General features: G+C 31.5%; 20 protein-coding genes. 9 read left to right on the forward strand and 11 right to left on the reverse strand.

The features are described 5' to 3' along the window. Window positions 1-141: 141 nt before the first annotated feature. Together hisS and folE are read left to right on the forward strand one after the other, a co-directional pair. Complete coding sequence (gene hisS / locus BUB70_RS10760) at window positions 142-1,518, forward strand: histidine--tRNA ligase (RefSeq protein ID WP_073121413.1); 1,377 nt, start codon at window positions 142-144, stop codon at window positions 1,516-1,518. Between the two features lie 25 nt (window positions 1,519-1,543). Beyond that, on the forward strand, window positions 1,544-2,230 hold the full coding sequence (gene folE, locus BUB70_RS10765) for a GTP cyclohydrolase I FolE (protein WP_229742988.1): 687 nt from the start codon (window positions 1,544-1,546) through the stop codon (window positions 2,228-2,230). A gap of 72 nt (window positions 2,231-2,302) precedes the next feature. Here the strand turns inward: folE and BUB70_RS10770 are convergent, their stop codons facing one another. The 4 genes from BUB70_RS10770 to BUB70_RS10785 form a co-directional block, all read right to left on the reverse strand. Continuing rightward, window positions 2,303-2,611 carry a hypothetical protein gene (locus BUB70_RS10770; RefSeq protein ID WP_073121415.1) on the reverse strand — a complete coding sequence of 103 codons (309 nt, stop codon included), beginning with the start codon at window positions 2,609-2,611 and terminating at the stop codon, window positions 2,303-2,305. 76 nt (window positions 2,612-2,687) lie between these two features. Next, window positions 2,688-3,620, reverse strand: coding sequence for an agmatinase (gene speB, locus BUB70_RS10775; RefSeq protein WP_073121417.1), 933 nt, complete (start codon window positions 3,618-3,620; stop codon window positions 2,688-2,690). Next, entirely contained in the window at window positions 3,610-5,010 is a 1,401-nt protein-coding gene (locus BUB70_RS10780; protein ID WP_073121419.1) for a type III PLP-dependent enzyme domain-containing protein, read from the reverse strand. Before BUB70_RS10780 ends, speB begins: the two co-directional genes overlap by 11 nt. A 437-nt stretch (window positions 5,011-5,447) precedes the next feature. Continuing rightward, window positions 5,448-5,753 carry a YbaB/EbfC family nucleoid-associated protein gene (locus BUB70_RS10785; RefSeq protein ID WP_073121421.1) on the reverse strand — a complete coding sequence of 102 codons (306 nt, stop codon included), beginning with the start codon at window positions 5,751-5,753 and terminating at the stop codon, window positions 5,448-5,450. A gap of 150 nt (window positions 5,754-5,903) precedes the next feature. On the opposite strand from BUB70_RS10785, the gene BUB70_RS10790 reads away from it, so the two are divergent. The 4 genes from BUB70_RS10790 (at window position 5,904) to BUB70_RS10805 (ending at window position 10,560) form a co-directional block, all read left to right on the forward strand. Further along, window positions 5,904-7,994, forward strand: a complete 2,091-nt coding sequence (locus tag BUB70_RS10790; RefSeq protein WP_073121424.1) for a S9 family peptidase — start codon at window positions 5,904-5,906, stop codon at window positions 7,992-7,994. 164 nt (window positions 7,995-8,158) lie between these two features. Further along, window positions 8,159-8,719 (forward strand): RNA polymerase sigma factor, encoded by a 561-nt coding sequence (locus tag BUB70_RS10795; protein ID WP_073121426.1) that lies wholly within the window; start codon window positions 8,159-8,161, stop codon window positions 8,717-8,719. Then, entirely contained in the window at window positions 8,706-9,455 is a 750-nt protein-coding gene (locus BUB70_RS10800; RefSeq protein WP_073121428.1) for a hypothetical protein, read from the forward strand. The genes BUB70_RS10795 and BUB70_RS10800 overlap by 14 nt, the downstream gene beginning before the upstream one ends. Before the next feature lie 13 nt (window positions 9,456-9,468). Next, the gene (locus tag BUB70_RS10805) at window positions 9,469-10,560 is read left to right on the forward strand and encodes a hypothetical protein (protein WP_143155290.1); all 1,092 of its coding nucleotides are present in this window, start codon (window positions 9,469-9,471) and stop codon (window positions 10,558-10,560) included. 58 nt (window positions 10,561-10,618) lie between these two features. On the opposite strand, the gene BUB70_RS10810 is transcribed toward BUB70_RS10805, so the two are convergent. The 6 genes from BUB70_RS10810 to BUB70_RS10835 all read right to left on the reverse strand — a co-directional run bounded on the left by BUB70_RS10810 (window position 10,619) and on the right by BUB70_RS10835 (window position 15,464). Then, window positions 10,619-11,866 (reverse strand): ammonium transporter, encoded by a 1,248-nt coding sequence (locus tag BUB70_RS10810; RefSeq protein WP_073121432.1) that lies wholly within the window; start codon window positions 11,864-11,866, stop codon window positions 10,619-10,621. Window positions 11,867-11,874: 8 nt separating this feature from the next. After that, complete coding sequence (locus tag BUB70_RS10815) at window positions 11,875-12,213, reverse strand: P-II family nitrogen regulator (RefSeq protein ID WP_073121434.1); 339 nt, start codon at window positions 12,211-12,213, stop codon at window positions 11,875-11,877. 148 nt (window positions 12,214-12,361) lie between these two features. Next, window positions 12,362-12,700, reverse strand: coding sequence for a P-II family nitrogen regulator (locus BUB70_RS10820; RefSeq protein WP_073121436.1), 339 nt, complete (start codon window positions 12,698-12,700; stop codon window positions 12,362-12,364). 110 nt (window positions 12,701-12,810) lie between these two features. Continuing rightward, a complete protein-coding gene (locus tag BUB70_RS10825) occupies window positions 12,811-14,013 on the reverse strand; it encodes an ammonium transporter (RefSeq protein WP_073121438.1) in 1,203 nt (400 codons plus the stop codon). A gap of 32 nt (window positions 14,014-14,045) precedes the next feature. Then, on the reverse strand, window positions 14,046-14,384 hold the full coding sequence (locus tag BUB70_RS10830) for a P-II family nitrogen regulator (protein ID WP_073121440.1): 339 nt from the start codon (window positions 14,382-14,384) through the stop codon (window positions 14,046-14,048). Between the two features lie 90 nt (window positions 14,385-14,474). Further along, on the reverse strand, window positions 14,475-15,464 hold the full coding sequence (locus BUB70_RS10835) for an outer membrane beta-barrel protein (protein WP_073121442.1): 990 nt from the start codon (window positions 15,462-15,464) through the stop codon (window positions 14,475-14,477). A 214-nt stretch (window positions 15,465-15,678) separates the two neighbouring features. Between BUB70_RS10835 and BUB70_RS10840 the strand changes: the two genes are divergently transcribed. The 3 genes from BUB70_RS10840 (at window position 15,679) to BUB70_RS10850 (ending at window position 18,172) form a co-directional block, all read left to right on the forward strand. Beyond that, on the forward strand, window positions 15,679-16,101 hold the full coding sequence (locus BUB70_RS10840; protein WP_073121445.1) for a MarR family winged helix-turn-helix transcriptional regulator: 423 nt from the start codon (window positions 15,679-15,681) through the stop codon (window positions 16,099-16,101). Between the two features lie 18 nt (window positions 16,102-16,119). Then, window positions 16,120-16,683, forward strand: a complete 564-nt coding sequence (locus BUB70_RS10845) for a YceI family protein (RefSeq protein WP_073121447.1) — start codon at window positions 16,120-16,122, stop codon at window positions 16,681-16,683. 136 nt (window positions 16,684-16,819) lie between these two features. Next, window positions 16,820-18,172 (forward strand): dihydrolipoamide acetyltransferase family protein, encoded by a 1,353-nt coding sequence (locus BUB70_RS10850; protein ID WP_073121449.1) that lies wholly within the window; start codon window positions 16,820-16,822, stop codon window positions 18,170-18,172. Window positions 18,173-18,251: 79 nt separating this feature from the next. Here BUB70_RS10850 and pafA read toward each other — a convergent pair whose 3' ends face one another. After that, window positions 18,252-19,907 carry an alkaline phosphatase PafA gene (gene pafA, locus BUB70_RS10855; RefSeq protein WP_073121452.1) on the reverse strand — a complete coding sequence of 552 codons (1,656 nt, stop codon included), beginning with the start codon at window positions 19,905-19,907 and terminating at the stop codon, window positions 18,252-18,254. Window positions 19,908-19,922 lie beyond the last annotated feature (15 nt).

The raw sequence follows: 19,922 nt of genomic DNA on the forward strand, positions 1-19,922 counted from the left end.
AACACATAAACTTATTATTTAAAAAAAGCAGCTTTGAAATTTTAAAGCTGCTTTTTTGTTTTATGAAATAGCTTCTGATTTCATGATAGATTAGCTTTTAGTTTATTTATATTTGTGCTTTCAAAAAAACAAGGCATTTGTATGGCACAAAAACCAAGTATTCCTAAAGGAACTAGAGATTTTTCTCCTGTTGAAGTTGCAAAAAGAGATTATATTTTTGCTACTATTAAGTCTGTTTTCCAAACTTTTGGGTTTCAGTCTATAGAAACACCTTCTTTTGAGAACCTACAAACCTTAATGGGTAAGTATGGTGAGGAAGGAGATAGATTGATTTTTAAAATTTTAAACTCTGGAGATTACTTAAGTAAAGCTGATGAAAGTTTATTGGCAAAAAAAGACAGTCAAAAATTAACAACTGCCATTAGTGAAAAAGCCTTGCGTTACGATTTAACAGTGCCTTTTGCACGTTACGTGGTGCAACATCAAAATGAAATTGAGTTTCCGTTTAAGAGATATCAAATTCAGCCAGTTTGGAGAGCCGATCGTCCTCAAAAAGGTCGTTTTAGAGAATTTTATCAATGTGATGCAGATGTAGTAGGGAGTGATTCTCTGTGGCAAGAAGTAGATTTTGTTCAATTATATGATACTGTTTTTACCAAGTTGGGATTAAATGGGGTTACCATTAAAATGAACAACAGAAAAATTTTATCTGGAATTGCAGAAATTATTGATGCAAGTGATAAGTTAATCGATTTTACAGTTGCTTTAGATAAGTTAGATAAAATAGGTAAAGAAGGGGTAACTAAAGAAATGCTAGAAAAAGGGATTTCTGAAAAAGCCATAGAAAAAGTAGCTCCACTTTTTGATTTTACAGGAACCAATCAAGAAAAGTTAAATCAGTTAGCTACTATGTTGGCTAGTTCAGCAGAAGGAACCAAAGGAGTAGAGGAATTAAGATTCATTATAGATACCATAGAAACGATTGGATTACAATCGGCAAACTTAACGTTAGATGTAACTTTGGCTCGTGGATTAAATTATTACACAGGAGCTATTTTTGAAGTAGCAGCTCCAGAAGGTGTAAAAATGGGATCTATTGGAGGTGGAGGTCGTTACGACGATTTAACAGGGATCTTTGGTTTAAAGGATATGAGTGGTGTTGGAATTTCGTTTGGATTGGATAGGATTTATTTGGTTTTAGAAGAGTTAGGATTGTTTGAGGAAGTAGCACAACCAAGACCAGATATTTTATTTATCAACTTTGGTAATGAAGAAGCGCTTTATGCGACCAAAGCAATTGCCAAGCTAAGGGCAGAAGGAATTAAATCAGAATTGTATCCTAGTGATGCAAAAATGAAAAAACAAATGATGTATGCCAATAAAAGAAACATTCCGTTTGTAGTGTTGGTAGGATCAAAAGAAATAGAAGAGGGTACTTATACGTTAAAAAATATGAGTACAGGTGAACAATTGGTGTATAAGTTAAATGAATTGCTACAAGTCGTAATTAATTCGTAAATTTGCACCCTATAATTTTATAAATATGTCCCAAGAAATTGACATAATGAACTACGAAGAGATTGATGATATAGGAGATAACCACATTGGTGATGTGACTAAAACTCCAATGCGAGCAGACGCTTTTGAATTATCTGATGCTGAAAAGATTGAGAAAATTCAGGAAAACGTTAAAGAAATCATGGAAACGTTAGGGTTAGACTTAACGGATGATAGTTTGCAAGGAACTCCAAGACGTGTGGCAAAAGCATACGTTAAGGAATTGTTTGGAGGTTTAAATCCAGAAAATAAACCTAAGTTGTCTACATTTAACAACAGTTACCAGTACGGTGAAATGTTGGTGGAAAAAAACATAGTAGTTTATTCTACTTGTGAACATCACTTATTGCCTATTATTGGTAGAGCACATGTGGCTTATATTTCTAAAGGTACTGTAGTAGGTTTGTCTAAAATGAATCGTATTGTAGATCATTTTGCAAAAAGACCTCAAGTGCAAGAACGTTTAACTCGTCAGGTTGTAAAAGCTTTACAAGAGGCTTTAGGAACAGAAGATGTGGCTTGTATTATAGATGCAAAACATTTGTGTGTAAACTCTAGAGGAGTAAAGGATATTGAAAGTTCAACGGTAACGGCTGAATTTGGAGGTGCTTTTAAAAATGTAGAGAAACAAAAAGAGTTTAGAGATTACATTAAATTAGAAACTAAGTTTTAATTTTTTTGATGTAACATAAAATAAAAAAGCCGAGCAATTTTAAATTGCTCGGCTTTTTTATTTTTTTTATGATTAATCTTCATCGTCGTCTGAATCTTCACCTTTCAGTAAATCTTCATCTACCTCTAAATCATCAGCAGGTTCGTTGTCCTCGTCTTCATTCTCCTCAACAAAGTTGTCAATGGCTTTATCTAGCTTGGTACCAACTTTTACCAAATAAATATCTTCACCTAGTTTAATTTCAAGAGCTTCAATAAGTTCTCCTTTGTGGTTCTTAAATTTTAAGACATCTCTATCAGTATATCCATCAGGATAATCTTCCATAATGATGTTTAAAATTTCATCTGTTACTTTTGAGTGGTCAATTATGATTCTTTTCATAAGAACTAATATTTGTCGTTATTTTGTCTATTTTAAAGACTATATATAGTTGTTTGTTTTGTTGTTTTAATCGTTTTTATTCTTCGTCATCAGAGAACTTTCCGATTTTATTTTTCTTAGCACTAAAATCATCTTCATCAATACCTAAGCTATCATCTTTTTCTAATTCAAATTTATAGCTTAACATTTTGTAGTATAATTTTGCTGCCAAAGCATCAGAAGTTTTATCATGCTCATTAGGACATAACTCAACCAAGTCAAATCCAACTACATTTTTCTCTTCAAAAACTTTTCTTAAGAAGTCTAAGGTTTCGTACCAAAATAAACCTCCTGGTTCTGGGTTTCCTACAGATGGCATAATAGAAGGATCAAACCCATCTAAGTCAAAAGAAATATACACATTATCGGTCATTGCTTCAATGGCGTTTTCCATCCAATAGTCATCAGTAGCTAAATCATGAGCAAAGAAAACTTTGTCATAATCAATGACTGTTTTTTCAATATGTCCCATACTACGAACTCCAACTTGTACTAAATTGGTTACTTGACTAGCGTGATACATAGAACAGCTATGATTAATTTTAGATCCTTTATATTCTTTTCTAATTCCTGCGTGTGCATCAATTTGCAATACAGTTAAGTTATCAAAATGCTCGTTAAAAGCTTTAATGGTTCCTATTGAAACAGAATGTTCTCCACCAACGATGGTTACAAATTTCTTAGTGTTTAAATATGTTTTTACATTTTCATAAACAGCAGCAGACATGGTTTCTGGAGTTTTGTTTTCAGAGATAGCATCTGCTAAAAATATTCCTTGTTTGTAAACTTCAGAATCTGTTTCAATGTCATAAAGTTCTATACTTTCTGAAGCTTTTAAAATAGCCTCAGGACCTTTATCACTACCTTTTTGCCAAGAATCGGTTCCGTTATAAGGAACTGGGATTAATACGACTTTAGCAGTTTCTTTTTTAGCGTATTCGCTAGCAATGTTTGCGTAGTTATTTTTCATAACCCAAAATGTTTAAAAATTCTTGATAAGATTGTTTTTCTCTAAAAACGGTGGTTGTTAATTTACCGTCTTTGTCTTTGTTTATTATTAATTGTTTTGGTTGTGGAATTAAACAGTGTTGTAAACCTCCAAATCCACCTATAGATTCTTGATATGCACCTGTGTTAAAAAAGCCTATATATAAAGGTTTTTCGGGGTGATATGTAGGTAAATAAATAGCGTTACTATGTTGTTCTGAGTTGTAATAATCATCACTATCACAAGTTAATCCTCCTAATAATACTCTTTCATAACTTTCATTCCATCGGTTAATTGGTAACATGATAAAACGTTTGTTAATAGCCCAAGAATCTGGTAAAGTAGTAATAAAAGAAGAGTCAATCATATTCCATAACTCTCTATCGTTTTGTTGTTTTTGATATAAAACTTTGTAAAAATTCGCTCCACTTTCACCTACAGTAAAACTACCAAATTCTGTGAAAATATTAGGAACCTCTACTTTAGCATCTTCACAAACAGCATTGATTTGATACACAATTTCATCAACCATGTATTCATAATCATATTCAAACCCTAAAGAAGATTTGATAGGGAAACCACCACCAATATTTAAAGAATCTAAGGTTGGACAAATCTTTTTTAAGGCAACATATACCTTTAAACATTTATGTAATTCGTTCCAATAATATGCATTGTCTTTAATACCTGTATTGATAAAAAAGTGCAACATTTTAAGGTTTACCTTAGGGTTTTCTTCTATTTGTTTTTTGTAAAAAGGAACAATGTTTTTGTACCCAATACCCAATCTAGAAGTGTAGAACTCAAACTTTGGTTCTTCTTCAGAGGCAATACGAATTCCTACATTAAAACTATTGTTAATTTCTTCTTCTAATAAAGATAATTCTTCATAATTATCTATAATAGGAATACAGTTTTTGTGTTTGTTATTAATTAAATCAGCAATGTTACTAATGTATTGTTCTCTTTTAAAACCGTTACAAATTACAAAGGTGTCTTTGTTAATTTTACCAGTTTCTAATAGAGCATTAACTATATTAATATCAAAAGCAGATGAGGTTTCTATGTGAATGTTATTCTCTAAAGCCTCGTCTAAAACATGTTTAAAATGAGAACTTTTGGTACAGTAAGAATAAAAATATTTACCTTGATAGTTGTGTTTTTCAAAAGCATCGGCAAACCATTTTTTTGCTTTCTGAATGTTTTCTGAAATTTTTGGTAAATAAGTTATTTTTAAAGGTGTTCCATGTTCCTCTATTAGCTCTGCAACGTTTATGTCGTGAAACATTAATTCGTCGTCATCTGTAAGTTTAAATTCTTCTTGTGGAAAATAAAAAGTTTGGTTGACTAAATCTTTGTATTTGTTACGCATTTTTTGTTTTTGAATTTTGATAAATAACTCCTTAGTATCAATTTTCCATAGACACTAATTTGGACATTTTTTTAATAAAATACAAATACTATACTCTAATTACTAAATACACGTGTCTTAACCTTAAAACTTTAAAAGGATTGTTTACAAAAAGAAAAAATTTTGAAGAATACTTTTTTATTTCGTTATGACTGCTTGTCATATTATGTTTACTTAAAATCTTCATGCACACATAACCGAAAAATAAAAACAATAACATTTTACGTTTGTATATAGGAGCAAAAGTAATTTTTTTTTTAAACTGAAAAAGTAAAAAATAAAAAAAGTTTAAAAAATGTTATTTTTCTGTATATCAGTGGTTTGTGATCGGTTTGTAAAATAAAAAACATCAATAAATTTATTGATGTTAAAGAACCGTTAAGAAATTTTGGAATGAGTTAAAATCCTAAACCCATTCCGTTTTTTGCTGCTTGAGCCATTTCTTGTTCATTAATTTTTTCAGCTTTTGCCAAAGCATCGTTCAGTGCTAAAATAAGATAATCTTCTACCGCTTCTTTATCTTCTAAAACATGTTCATTAATGTCAATTTTTTTAACTTCTTTGTTAGCGGTAACAGTAACATTTACAAGTCCTCCTCCAGAACTCCCCTCTACTAAAATATTGTTTAAGCGTTTTTTGGCTTCTTCTACATTTTTTTGAGCATCTTGTAATTGGCTCATCATTTTAGACATGTCTCCAAACATAGTTTATGGTGTTTTATTTGGGAGCAATATAAAAAGATAATTAATATCTTCAGAAAAATAATTATAAAGACTATGAAAAACATTCTGCAAAGAAATGTCTTTATCCTATTGGGAATTGCTATTTTTGCTCTCTTAATAAAATGCCACAAAATGAAGGTAATAGCAGCTCCAGTAGCCGATAAAATCCCAACAGAGTTAGTAAAACATAAAGATGTACGTATTGATAATTATTATTGGATGCGTTTGTCAGACACTGAAAAGAATGCTGAGTTTCCATCAGAAAAAACACAAAAGGTCTTGTCTTACCTAAGTGAAGAGAATTCTTTTTATGAAGAAGAAACTAAGCATACACTAAAGTTTCAGGAAGATTTGTTTCAAGAAATGAAAAGCAGAATTAAAGAAGACGATAGTTCTGTACCTTATTTTAAAAATGGATATTTTTACATAACTCGTTATGATATTGGTAGTCAGTACCCAATTTACACTCGTAAAAAAGATTCTTTAGAAGCTGAAGAAGAAATTTTATTAGATGTAAATGTTTTGGCAGAAGGATATGAATATTTTGATGTTGGTGGATTGTCTGTAAGTACCAATAATAATATTTTGGTTTATAGTGTAGACAATACAGGTAGAAGACAATATACCTTGTTTTTTAAAGATTTGACAACAGGAGAAATGCTAAGAGATAGTATTGAATTTACTACAGGTTCTGCAACTTGGGCAAATGACAATCAAACTTTATTTTACACTAAAAAAGATCATGTTACTTTAAGAAGTGATAAAATTTACCGACATACTTTAGGAACCACTACAGGAGAAGATGTGTTGGTATTTCATGAAAAAGATGATACTTATGGTGTTTATGTGGGTAAAACCAAATCTAAAAAATATCTTTTAATTGGTTCTTATAGCACTTTGCAAACGGAATATCAATATTTAGAAACCGATAATCCTACGGGAGATTTTAAGGTTTTTCAAGCCAGAGAAGATGGTTTAGAATATAGTATTACACATTTTAATGATTCATTTTATATTCAGACCAACAAAGATGGAGCGACCAACTTTAAGTTGATGAAAACTTCTGAAACAGCTACAAGTAAAGAAAACTGGGTAGATGTAATTCCGCACCGCGAAGATGTGTTGTTAGAAGACATGACCATTTTTAAAGATTTTTTAGTATTAGAAGAGCGTGAAAATGGTTTGGGAAAAATAAGAATTATCAAGTGGGATGGAAGCCATGATTATTACTTGCCATTTGCTGAAGAAACTTATTCAGCTTATGTATATGGAAATCCTGAGTTTGATACGCCTTGGTTGCGTTTTGGTTATAATTCTATGACAACTCCAAGTTCTGTGATAGATTTCAATATGAATACGCAGGAAGAAATCATTAAAAAAGAACAAGAAGTACTAGGAGGAAAGTTTGATAAAAAGAACTACACAAGTAAGCGTATTTGGGTAACTGCCAGAGATGGAAAAAAAGTAGCTCTTTCTATTGTTCACAGAAAAGATACTAAGATTAACGAAAATACTTCTGTATTTATGTACGCATATGGATCATATGGGCATACTGTAGATGATAGTTTTAGTACTACCCGTTTAACTTTGTTAGATAGAGGTTTTGTTTTTGCCTTGGCTCATATTCGTGGATCGGAATATTTAGGAAGACCTTGGTATGAAGATGGAAAACTATTAAACAAGAAAAATACTTTTAACGATTTTGTAGATTGTGCGAAGTATTTAATTGATAACAAAATGACTTCTCCAGCACATTTATATGCTATGGGTGGATCTGCAGGAGGTTTGTTGATGGGAGCTGTATGTAATATGAATCCTGAATTATTCAATGGAATTATTTCAGCGGTTCCTTTTGTGGATGTTGTAACAACTATGTTAGATGAAAGTATTCCTTTAACCACAGGAGAATATGATGAATGGGGAAATCCAAATGATAAAGTTTACTATGATTATATCAAATCTTATTCTCCATATGATAATATAGAAGCAAAAGCATATCCAAATATTTTTGTAACTACCGGTTTACACGATTCACAGGTGCAATATTGGGAGCCTGCAAAATATGTAGCCAAATTAAGAGAGTTAAAAACAGATGATAACAAACTGTATTTATACACCAATATGGAAGCGGGGCACGGAGGAGCTTCCGGTCGTTTTGATTCTTTAAAAGAAACCGCTATGGAGTATGCTTTTATCTTAGACTTAGAAGGTTTGGTAGAATAATTTATAAAAAGAGATACAAAAACAAAAAACCGAGCTAATTAGCTCGGTTTTTTGTTTTTGTATCTTAAATATCTTTAATTAAGAAAGTTTTTTAAATCTTAAGCAACTATTTCTAAACATTTGTAGTCTATATATTTGTAGGGAATCAAAAACTATAAAAACGATTGAAAACAATACCATTGCATGATTCAACAAATCAGTTAATAGCTGATGCAGTTCTTCAAAAAAGAGAGGCACAGCAACATTTGTTTGAAAAATACGCTCCTAAAATGTTAGGGGTTTGTAGGCAATATGTAAAAGATTTGCATCATGCGGAGGATTTAATGCTTCAAGGATTTTTAAAAGTTTTCACTAGTATTTCTCAGTTCAAGAACGAAGGAAGTTTTGAAGGTTGGATACGAAGAATTATGGTAAATACTTGTATTACGTATTTACGTAAAAAACATCCAATACAGTTCTCAGATGAAGAATTTCTCTTTGATGGACAGGCTGTAGCGAATGTAGAAGGCACAGAATTAGAAGATATTCAGAAATTAATTGATGAATTACCTACAGGTTATAAAATGGTTTTTAATCTATATGCTATTGAAGGCTATAAGCACTCAGAAATAGCAAAAGAATTAAATATAACAGAAAGCACCTCTAAATCGCAACTATTTAAAGCTAGAAAATGGTTGCAAGAGAATTATATAATTATGAATAGAACAGTAAATGGAGACAAATAATATTGATGAGCTTGTTAGAGATTTACTAAAATCTAGAACAATACAACCTTCAAATTCAGCATGGGAACGTTTAAGTAATCAGTTAGATGTAGTTCCTCAAAAGAAGAAACATAATTGGTTTTTATATATAGGTTCTGCTGCTAGCATATTACTATTGATTTCAGTATCATTTGTGTTGAGTTTTAGTGAAGGTCACTTGAGTTCATCAAATAAACAAGCAAATAATGTGTTGGTTGATAGTACAAAGTTGATAAAACCAATATTAGAAAAATCAACGATAAAACTGAGTGAATCAGAGGGGGTTTCTATTGTCTCAAATCCAGATTCTTTCAAGATTCCTGCTGTAAAAAAGGCTCATATAAAAAATGAAATTAAAGCCGAAGTACCGTTGGATGTTGCCGGTTTAGATGTTAAGATTGAAAATATAGAAGATATCATTATCAAGAAAGAATCAAATTCTAGAATAAAAATTAGTAGTGAAGATTTGTTGTTGTCTGTAGCAGATGATCAAGAGATTCCTCAAAACTACTATACCGAACATCATATTGATAGAGATGAGCTTTTAAGAGTAGTTCAAAAAGAGTTAGACGAACAAAGTCTTAACATAGATGCTAATACTTTATTGGCAGAAGTAGAAAAAAGTGTTGACGAGGAAACTTTTAAAAAGAGTTTTATGAAATTAATTAAAGGAGAGTTTAAAACTTTAACGACAAGTTTAGCAAATAGAAATGATTAAAAAGAAAATAAAAATGAAAAGAAATTTATTGATGTTACTGTTGTGTTTTACAACATTTGTTTTTTCTCAAGAAAAATATTTTGAGAAAGAAGTAAAAAAAATATCTAAGAATATTGAGTTAATTACAAAAACACAAAAAGATTCTCTAAGAGTTAAAGTAGGAGAAATTAATAAAAAATTAGCCTCTAGAACAATTACGCTTGAGGAGTCAAACGAATTAAAAAAGTCTGCAGCAGCTTATCATGCTAAAAGGATAGAAGACTTGGTAGGAGAACAAGAGAATAAACTACAACAATTGGTTCAAGATAAAACCAATGATAGAATTAAAAGTATTGATGAAATTAAAATAGAAGAAGATGTTGATATTTCTTTTAGTATTGATAACAAGAAGGTTAAAATTGCTGTAGAAGATGATAAAGATAAGCCACAAAAAAAGGAGTTAAAAAAAGAACCAAAAAATAGAAAGACGACTTCTCAGTTTGTTTTGGCAATGGGTGTAAATAATGTGTTGGTTGATCATCAGTTATCTTCTTTGGATAATTCGAATTATAAATTTTGGCAATCACATTTTTATGAAGTAGGATGGACGTGGAAAACACTTATGGCTAAAGAATCAGGAATGATGTATTTTAAATATGGTGTTTCATTTTTATGGAATAATTTACGTGCAACAAACAATCAATATCATGAAGTTAATGGAGAAAGTACTGATTTAGTTGTTCATACAGTAACCTTGTCAGAAAGTAGATTTAGAAATGTACAAATGATTTTTCCTTTACATGTAGAATTAGATTTATCTAAAAATGGAAAATATTCTAATGGAAGAAAAAGAGATAAAACCAATCAATCTGTAAGGTTGGGAATTGGAGGTTTTGCAGGTTTTAAATTAGGAACAAGGCAGTATTTAGAATACAAAAATGACAATGGATTAAAAATAAAAGAATTACAAAAAGGAGGTTTTAACACTGGTATTTTAAATTATGGTGTTAGTGGATATTTGGCTTATAAAGGTTTTGGAATTTATGCGAAGTATGATTTAAACCCTTTATTTAAAAATACACAAATTAGAAATGTTTCTTTAGGTATTAGATGTGATATTCTTTAGTTAAAATATAAAAAAAAACCGAGCTAATTAGCTCGGTTTTTTTGTCTTATAATAAAAATTATTCGTTATCGTTCAAGTTGATGTCTTCATAAGCATTCATTCCATGTTCATGAATATCTAATCCTTGTTTTTCTTCTTTTTCAGAAACTCTTAATCCTATTGTCTTTTTAAGGGTAAATAAAATAATAAAAGAAGTTATCAAACAAGTGATTCCTACTACCATTACTCCATAAGCCTGTACACCTAGTTGAGAAAAAGATCCAGTATTAAAAAGTCCTTTATCTCCCCAGATTCCTACAGCCAAAGTACCAAAGGTTCCACAAATTAAATGTACACCAATAGCTCCCACAGGATCATCCATTTTTAATCTATCAATAATACCAACAGCAAAAACAATAATGACTCCTGAAATAAATCCGATAATAACAGCATCCAAAGGAGACATTAAATCTGCTCCTGCAGTAATACCAACCAAACCTGCCAAAGCACCGTTAAATGCCATGGTGATATCATAAGTTTTAAATTTTAAGTATGAAGTTACAAAAGCAGCTATAATACCGGCACTTGCAGCCAATGATGTGGTTACTAAAACTAAAGAAACTGTCCCCGGGTCTGCAGATAAAACAGAACCTCCGTTAAATCCAAACCATCCAAACCATAATAAGAAAACCCCTAAAGCAGCTAAAGGAATGTTGTGACCAACAATAGGTTTTATAGAACCATCAGCTAAATATTTTCCTAAACGAGGTCCTAATAAAATAACGGCAACTACAGCTGCCCAACCTCCAACAGAGTGAACAAAAGTAGATCCTGCAAAATCATAGAATCCCATTTGACTTAGGAATCCACCTCCCCAACCCCAAGAACCTATAATAGGATAAACAACTCCTACATAGAATAAAGAGAAAATTAAGAAAGACCCTAGTTTTATTCTTTCAGCTACAGCACCAGATACAATAGTTGCAGCAGTAGCGGCAAACATTCCTTGAAATAAAAAGTCTGTCCAATAAGTAAAACTTCCGTTGTAGTCAACAGTTAACCCATTTTCAGGAAGTGAAATCCCAAATCCAGAAAAGTTAAAAATTGAAAAATCCCCTCCAGGATACATTAGGTTAAAACCGCAGATAGCAAAGGTTAGTAAACCTATAGCAACAATCATAAAGTTTTTAAATAATATATTGATGGCATTTTTAGATCTAGCCAAACCAACTTCTAAAGTTGAAAATCCTAAGTGCATAATAAATACCAATGCTATTGATACCATCATCCACAAGTTATTAATAGTAAAGTTTAATGTAGTTTCCATAGTATTGTTTATCTTAAAGTTTCTCCTCCTTTTTCTCCAGTTCGTATTCTATAAGTTTCTTTTACATCGTACACAAATATTTTACCATCTCCAACTTCACCTGTTCCAGCAGTTTTGATAATGGTGTCAATAGTTACTTTTTCAAAATCGTCATTGACAACTATAGATAAATATCTTCTTTGGATATCAGCAGTACTAAAAGAGATTCCACGGTATACTTTACCAATTCTTTCATTTCCCAATGCAGTAACATCCCAGTAAGAAAAGAAGTTAACACCTACCTCATGTAGTGCTGTTTTTACTTCAGAAAATTTAGATTTTCTGATGATTGCTTCAATTTTTTTCATTCAGTTTCGTTTTATATTCAGCGGCAAATATAAGAGATATGAAATTAATAGCCATTTCAGAATAAAAAAAATACGTAGAATTTAAAAATCCTACGTATTTTTTATGTTATTAGCACTTTAGAAAAAATTCTAAGTAATCTAAGTATTATTACCTTAAAGTTCCGCCACCTTTTTCTCCGGTACGAATTCTGTAAGTTTCCTGTACGTCGTATACAAATATTTTACCATCTCCAACTTCTCCTGTAGCTCCTGATTTTAATATAGCATCAATGGTTATTTGTTCAAAATCATCATTAACAATGATAGATAAGAATCTTCTTTGAATATCTCCTGTGCTAAAAGAAATACCACGATAGACCTTACCAATTCTTTCGTTTCCTAAAGCTGTAACGTCCCAGTAAGAAAAAAAGTTAACACCTACTTCGTGTAATGCACTTTTTACATCTGAGAATTTAGATCTTCTTATAATTGCTTCAATTTTTTTCATTTTAATTAATATTTTCTAATTTAATAAATATACAACTTTACTTCTAGAAAAAACAGCCTAATTCTGTAAAAAGACTTAGGCTGTTTTCCATATAAACTTAAAACAAAAGATTATTCGTTATAAACTCCAATTCCGTGCTCAGCTTTGTCTAATCCTTCAATTTCTTCTTTTTCAGAAACTCTCAATCCGATTGTAACTTTTAAGATTTTGAAAACAATGTAAGAACAAACTATAGCCCATGTACCGTAAGCTAATACACCAGTAGCTTGAACTCCTAATAAAGCAAATCCACCACCGTTGATTAATCCACCGTCAATAGCAAATACACCAATTAATAAAGTACCTAAAGCACCACACACACCGTGTACAGAAACAGCTCCAACTGGATCGTCAACTTTTAATTTTTCATCAATAAATGTAATAGACATTACTACAACAACTCCAGCAATTAATCCCATAATAGTTGCAGAACCAGGAGTTACAGCAGCACAACCAGCAGTAATACATACCAATCCAGCTAAAGCACCGTTTAATGTCATAGAAATATCTGGTTGTCCGTAACGTAACCAAGTGTACATTAAGGCAGCAAATGCACCAGCAGCAGCAGCTAAGTTTGTAGTAATTAAAACAGAACCAACAGCAATTACATCTTCTTCAGATCCGAAAGCTAATTGAGAACCTCCGTTAAATCCAAACCATCCTAACCATAAGATCATTACACCTAATGCTCCTAATAATAAGTTATGTCCTGGAATTGCTTGAGAAACTCCATCTTTATATTTTCCAATTCTAGGTCCAACCATAATTGCACCGATTAAGGCAGCCCATCCACCAACAGAGTGTACAATAGAAGATCCTGCAAAATCAACAAATCCTAAGTCAGTTAACCATCCTTCTCCTTGCCAAGTCCAGTGACCAGCAATTGGGTAAATAATAACAGTCATAATGAAAGAGAAGATTACATAAGTAGAAAACTTAGTTCTTTCTGCTACTGCTCCAGAAACAATAGTTGCAGCTGTTGCAGCAAATACGGTTTGGAAGAATAAGTTATACATGTCAGCTCCTTCGTTGTAAAATAAGCTAGGAGTTCCAATAAATCCTCCGATAGTTTCACCATACATAACGGTATATCCAATTGCCCAGAATCCTAAAGAACCTACAATTAAGTCCATTAAGTTTTTCATAATAATGTTTCCTGCGTTCTTAGAACGAGCAAATCCAGTTTCTACTAGGGTAAATCCAGCTTGCATAAAGAATACTAAGATTCCTGATATAATTATCCACAAAGCTCCCATAATTGCACTTGTATCCATAATATAAATTTTTTAAAAGTTTTTGTTTAGTTTTATTTTAAAGTTTCTCCACCTTTTTCACCAGTACGGATACGGTAAGTTTCTAATACGTCTGTTACGAATACTTTTCCATCTCCAACTTCACCAGTTGAAGCTGTTTTTAATAAGGTTTCGATAGTGATCTGTTCAAAATCATCATTTACAATGATTGACAACTGACGTCTTTGGATGTCGTTAGTGCTAAAAGATACTCCACGGTATACTTTACCCACTTTTTCATTTCCCAATCCAGTCACATCCCAGTAAGAAAAGAAGTTAACACCTACGTCGTGTAAAGCTTCTTTCACTTCAGAAAACTTAGATTTTCTGATGATTGCTTCGATTTTTTTCATAATTGAAAGTTTAATTTAGGTTGAATATATTTTTGTTATCTGGCAAGACTCACATCTTGCCAGATGATTTTTTTAACTCATCTAAAGAAATTAGAAAGAGTATACAGCAGCAACTGTAAGTTGAGTTAAGCTATCTTCACCAGATTCTTCTATCATCATATCATCAGAAGAATCAAATCTTAAGTCAGCTATTAAGCTTAAATTATCTGTTAATGCAGCATTTGCAGTTAAAGTAATTGCAGTAACAGATTCATCAGCATTAGCATCTCCATTTAAAGCAAAGTATTCAGGGCGTAATCCTAGAGATAAACTTTCTGTAGCAGCATATTGTAAGTACAATGCAGCTCCTTGGTATCCTGATTTAGCATCAGCAGAAGATGAATGAGCAGCATTAATACCTAAGTAAAAAGACTCAGTTAAATCAAACCCTCCAGTATAATCTATGTATAATTGATCTGTTGCACCAAATCCATCAGCACCATAAGCACCATAAGCAATATTTAAGTATTGACCTTTGTAACCAGCTTGAAAACCTAATTGAGCAAATTCATTACCGTATCCTGTTCCAAAATTACCGTGTGGGTTTGTTACCGCTAACATGAAAGATAAATCCTCAGACGCAGCATAGTCTAATTTTGCCCCAATATGTGTAAATGGTCCTGCGTTAAATAAGTAAGACACTGTGTAGTTAAAGTTAGCTGCAGGAGAGATAACTTCGTATCCTAAGAAAGTGTTAAACTGTCCAGCTGTAACAGTTAATGCATCGTTAATCATATAGTAAGCATACATTTGATTAACAATACCTCCGTATCCTGAAGCATCAGCAGATCTTGGTCCGTAAGCTAAATCAACAACAGCTCCAGCTTTACCAGATTCGTATGCAAAAATTGTATTAGCCATACCTAGTCCAAACATAGTAGCTGTTCCAGGAGCATCAACTAATAAACCAGGAGCACCAGGTCCATCAACAGTGTTTACTGTTCCGTAAACATCAACAGTTCCAGATACAGATAATTTTCCTTCTTGTGCAAAAGTTAACATTCCAGTTAACATCATTGCTGATAAAATAATTTTTTTCATGATAAAGTTTTTTATGTTTTTAAGTTTTATCTGAGACAAAGCTACGTATTAATACGTATGTTGCAAGAAAAAAGCACCTGTTTTTTCGCAGTTTTATACGTAGGTACTGTGTTTGTTGAGTAAGTAGCTAAAAAAATAAATGAAAAAAAGCTTGTTTTGCATAATAGTTGTCTATACATTTGTTGTATGAACAATTGATAAAACTGTCAAAAAAATGGAAAACATACATAATAAAGCTGTCATAAACTTAATGTTAACAGGGAATTATGTTGTAGAACATCTTAACAGTTTTTTAAAAGTGTATGATTTAACAGTTCAGCAGTATAATATATTACGAATTTTAAGAGGTCAAGATGGTTTGCCTATTAATTTATATGAATTGCAAGACCATATGATACATAAAATGAGTAATACAACTAGATTGGTTGAAAAGCTTAGAAAAAAAGAGTTATTAGAACGTAAGGTTTGTGAAGCTAACAGACGAAAGATTGAAATATTAATTACTGATAAAGGACTAGACTTGTTAGCAGGTATTGATCAATCTTTGATTAATTATGAAAAGAATTTGGTTCACAAACTTACTCAAGAAGAGCTTGTGAAATTATTAGAGTTATTAAAAAAAGTAGAAATTAAATAAATAAAACAATTAAAAAAGATGAAAACAACAAGTATTAAATCAACAGTATTAGCAGGATTTGCATTTTTAGCGTTAACAGTTTCTGCATTTGCAGGAGGAAAAGACCCAATTAAAGTAGAAAAAAGTACCATTACTTGGGTAGGTAAAAAAGTAACAGGAGAACATTCTGGAACTATTTCTTTTAAAGAAGGGGAAGTGAAATTAAAAAAAGGAGCATTAGTAGGAGGAACTTTTGTAGTAGACATGAACTCTATTAATGTAACAGATTTAGAAGGTGAGTATAAAGGAAAATTAGAAGGACACTTAAAATCTGATGATTTCTTTGGTGTAGAAAAATTTCCAGAAGCAACTTTTGTAATTACTAGTGTAAAAGGAAATGTAGTAAAAGGAGATTTAACTATTAAAGGTCATACAGAAAAAGAATCTTTTACTTTAACGACTAAAGATAACACAATTAGTGGTAATGTTGTTATTGATAGAACTAAGTTTGGAATTCGTTACGGATCTAACTCTTTCTTTGATAACTTAAAAGACAAAGCTATTAATGATGAGTTTGAGTTAACTTTAAACATCGTGTTCTAAATAAAGAATCACTTTAATAAAAATTTTAAAACCCGGTAGTGAAAGCTATCGGGTTTTATTTTTAAATCGTATTTTAATATTCTTACCATATAAGACCGCTATATTTCTTAAATTCGCAGAACAAAAAAAAGTACACATGTCTAAATTTGAATTGAAATTACCTAAAATGGGTGAAAGTGTAGCAGAAGCTACCATTACTTCTTGGTTAAAAGAAGTGGGAGATTTTATTGAGTTAGATGATTCTATTGTAGAAATAGCTACAGATAAAGTAGATTCTGATGTACCGTGTGATGTGTCAGGAGTTTTGATAGAGAAAAAGTTTGAGGTTGGGGATGTTGTTCAAATAGGACAAGTATTGGCTGTAATAGAAACAAATGCAGATGCTGCTGATGTTAGCTTATCAACAAATAATACTACCAGTAAAGAAGAAGTGAATCTTGATGAGGCTGTAGCAGCTGTAGAGGCAGAGGTAAATGATGTCATTACTCAAGTATCTACTACTACAAAAACAAGTATTGCAAATACAGAAGGAAATTTTTATTCTCCACTCGTAAAAAAAATAGCTAGTACGGAAGGAATCTCTCAGGCGGAATTAGATGCTTTAAAAGGTACAGGACTTGATGGAAGAGTAACCAAAGATGATATTTTGGCTTATGTTGATAAAAGAACTAAAACTGGAAATATTGTGGTTAGTTCGCCAAAATCATCAAACGTAAAAGAAAATAAAGTTACTACAGAAAAAGTAGAGAATACTCCAGTGAGTTTAGAAGTGAACTCAGGAGATGAGTTGATTACTTTGTCTAGAATGGGAAAAATGATTTCAGATCATATGGTGCATTCTAAAAGAAAAGCATCACATGTGCAATCATTTATTGAGGTAGATGTTACCAATATTGTAAAATGGAGAGATAAAGTTAAAGATGTTTTCTTTAAAAGAGAAGGAGAAAAATTAACTTATACGCCTATTTTTATGATGGCGGTTGCACAAGCTATTAAAAAGTATCCATTGGTAAATATTACTTTTGATGGAGTTGATAAAGTAGTAGTTAAAAAAGCCATTAATTTAGGAATGGCATCAGCATTACCTGATGGAAACTTAATTGTTCCTGTGATTAAAAATGCTCAGAATTTAAATTTGGTGGGAATGACCAAAGCAGTAAATGATTTGGCTACTCGTTCTAAAAACAATGCTTTAAAACCTGAAGATGTTAAAGGAGGAACTTACACGGTAACCAATATTGGTGGATTTGGATCTATTTTTGGAACACCAATCATTAATCAGCCTGAAAGTGCTATTTTGGCTTTGGGAGCTATTAGAAAAGTCCCTGCTGTAATAGAAACCTTGGAAGGAGATTACATTGGAATTCGTCAAAAAATGTACATTTCACATTCTTATGATCATAGAGTGATTAACGGAGCTTTGGGTGGAATGTTTATCAAAGAAATAAAAGATATTTTAGAGGCTTGGAATGTAAACCAAGAGCTTTAATTATATCTATTTAATCATACAATAAAAAGCCTGCCATCATTTTGATAGCAGGCTTTTTTATTTTGTAAATGAGCTTTTGCTACTCTGTTTCTTTCTCAAAAACTTCAGTTAAAATATCATGAGAACTCATATTGGGTTCTTGAATTTGTAAAATGTTAGAAAGCGTTGGTGCTATTTGAGTAATATTTACAGGCTTTTTAACTATTTTTCCTTTACTAATATTAGCACCATAAAATAAGATAGGAATGTGGGTGTCATAATTGTATCCACTTCCGTGAGTGGTTCCCGTTTTAATATAATGATCACTAATAACAGCAGGTTCAAATGCAATTAAAATATCTCCAGATCTTTTTTGGTTATATCCTTCTTGTAACAAGCTAATTGGAGCTTGCGTAAACTCACTTTTTTGCATAGTATGAGCAGACACTGCTCTGTATACATAGTTATAAGTTACAATTTCATTAATAATTGTATTTTCAACCACCTCTAAGTTTAAGCCTAATTTTGCTATTTCGTTATGATTTAAGAAAATTTGTTCATTTGAATAGTTTTCAATCAAATTTGTAGATTGATATTTTTCTTTAGTAAACTCATTTAACTTAACTATAAAGTCATTAGCGGAGAAATATCCTCCAGGAATTTTGTTGTCCATTAAATAGTTTGGAATTTGTACCACAGCATGATCTGCAGTAACAAATAATACATAATTGTTTTTACCAACCTTTCTATTTAGGTAGCTGATAAAATCATCTATATCATTGTTTAAACGGATATAAGCATCTTCTGTTTCTTTAGAAGCAGCTCCGTATTTATGACCAATGTAATCTGTACAAGAAATACTAATTGCTAAGAAATCTGAGTAATCTTTGTTTTTACCTAAGTTTTCATTTTTTACAATTTCTTTAGCAAAATCTAAAGTCATCGTGTTTCCAAAAGGAGTGGTTTTTAATAAACTATATCCTCCGTTTTTTTCTTTAAGTGTTGCTAGGTCATGAGGGAAAATAGGTTTTTCCTCCCCATGAAATACACCTTCGTAATGGTTGTGGTCTCTAATACTTTCAGAATAATCTTCAATATTTTTTTTAGTTGTCCATGGAGCCGCTAAGTATTCATCAAGTTTAACTTTGTTTGTAGTATTGTATAAATTAACCCAATTAGGTAATTCTTTAGTGTAATAAGTACTGGTTACCCAATTCCCTACTTTGCCACCATCAAACCAATAAGCAATGTCAGCAGCATGCCCTACAGGTAAAATAGAAGATCGGTCTTTAACAGCAACTCCAATGACCTTTCCTTTAAAGTTTTGAGCTAATTTTAATTGATCAGCCACAGTAGAAGCAATCAATCTTTTAGGAGATTTTTTACCTTCGTTAGTGGTGCTACCAACTGTTTCATAATTTTCATCATCTACTACGTAAATAGATTTTTTTTCATATTTATCATACCAGTTATTTCCGATAATACCATGATTTTTAGGAGTTGTTCCTGTGTAAATGGAAGTATGTCCAACAGCAGTATAGGTAGGGATGTAGTTAAAGTGTGCATTTTCAAAAGTAGTTCCGTTCTTAATAATTTTATTAAATCCTTTAGAACCAAATTTGTCTTTAAACCTTTGTAAATAATCGTATCTCATTTGGTCTACAACAATTCCAATCACAAGTTTAGGCTTTTGGGTTGTTTGTGCGTTTCCGATAAAAATACTACTCAATATCAGTAAGGTGGTCAGTTTTTTCATTTAAGAATGTCTTTA

Source organism: Wenyingzhuangia marina (genome assembly GCF_900130035.1).
Lineage (GTDB): Bacteria > Bacteroidota > Bacteroidia > Flavobacteriales > Flavobacteriaceae > Wenyingzhuangia > Wenyingzhuangia marina.

Coding starts and splice junctions, on each gene's coding strand:
- speB (WP_073121417.1), bottom strand. CDS start 3,620: ATGAAAAATAACTACGCAAACATTGCTAGCGAATACGCTAAAAAAGAA.
- BUB70_RS10835 (WP_073121442.1), bottom strand. CDS start 15,464: ATGAAAAAAATTATTTTATCAGCAATGATGTTAACTGGAATGTTAACT.
- BUB70_RS10810 (WP_073121432.1), bottom strand. CDS start 11,866: ATGGAAACTACATTAAACTTTACTATTAATAACTTGTGGATGATGGTA.
- hisS (WP_073121413.1), top strand. CDS start 142: ATGGCACAAAAACCAAGTATTCCTAAAGGAACTAGAGATTTTTCTCCT.
- BUB70_RS10815 (WP_073121434.1), bottom strand. CDS start 12,213: ATGAAAAAAATTGAAGCAATCATCAGAAAATCTAAATTTTCTGAAGTA.
- BUB70_RS10805 (WP_143155290.1), top strand. CDS start 9,469: ATGAAAAGAAATTTATTGATGTTACTGTTGTGTTTTACAACATTTGTT.
- pafA (WP_073121452.1), bottom strand. CDS start 19,907: ATGAAAAAACTGACCACCTTACTGATATTGAGTAGTATTTTTATCGGA.
- BUB70_RS10845 (WP_073121447.1), top strand. CDS start 16,120: ATGAAAACAACAAGTATTAAATCAACAGTATTAGCAGGATTTGCATTT.
- folE (WP_229742988.1), top strand. CDS start 1,544: ATGTCCCAAGAAATTGACATAATGAACTACGAAGAGATTGATGATATA.
- BUB70_RS10800 (WP_073121428.1), top strand. CDS start 8,706: ATGGAGACAAATAATATTGATGAGCTTGTTAGAGATTTACTAAAATCT.
- BUB70_RS10790 (WP_073121424.1), top strand. CDS start 5,904: ATGAAGGTAATAGCAGCTCCAGTAGCCGATAAAATCCCAACAGAGTTA.
- BUB70_RS10825 (WP_073121438.1), bottom strand. CDS start 14,013: ATGGATACAAGTGCAATTATGGGAGCTTTGTGGATAATTATATCAGGA.
- BUB70_RS10830 (WP_073121440.1), bottom strand. CDS start 14,384: ATGAAAAAAATCGAAGCAATCATCAGAAAATCTAAGTTTTCTGAAGTG.
- BUB70_RS10770 (WP_073121415.1), bottom strand. CDS start 2,611: ATGAAAAGAATCATAATTGACCACTCAAAAGTAACAGATGAAATTTTA.
- BUB70_RS10785 (WP_073121421.1), bottom strand. CDS start 5,753: ATGTTTGGAGACATGTCTAAAATGATGAGCCAATTACAAGATGCTCAA.
- BUB70_RS10820 (WP_073121436.1), bottom strand. CDS start 12,700: ATGAAAAAAATTGAAGCAATTATAAGAAGATCTAAATTCTCAGATGTA.
- BUB70_RS10780 (WP_073121419.1), bottom strand. CDS start 5,010: ATGCGTAACAAATACAAAGATTTAGTCAACCAAACTTTTTATTTTCCA.
- BUB70_RS10840 (WP_073121445.1), top strand. CDS start 15,679: ATGGAAAACATACATAATAAAGCTGTCATAAACTTAATGTTAACAGGG.
- BUB70_RS10850 (WP_073121449.1), top strand. CDS start 16,820: ATGTCTAAATTTGAATTGAAATTACCTAAAATGGGTGAAAGTGTAGCA.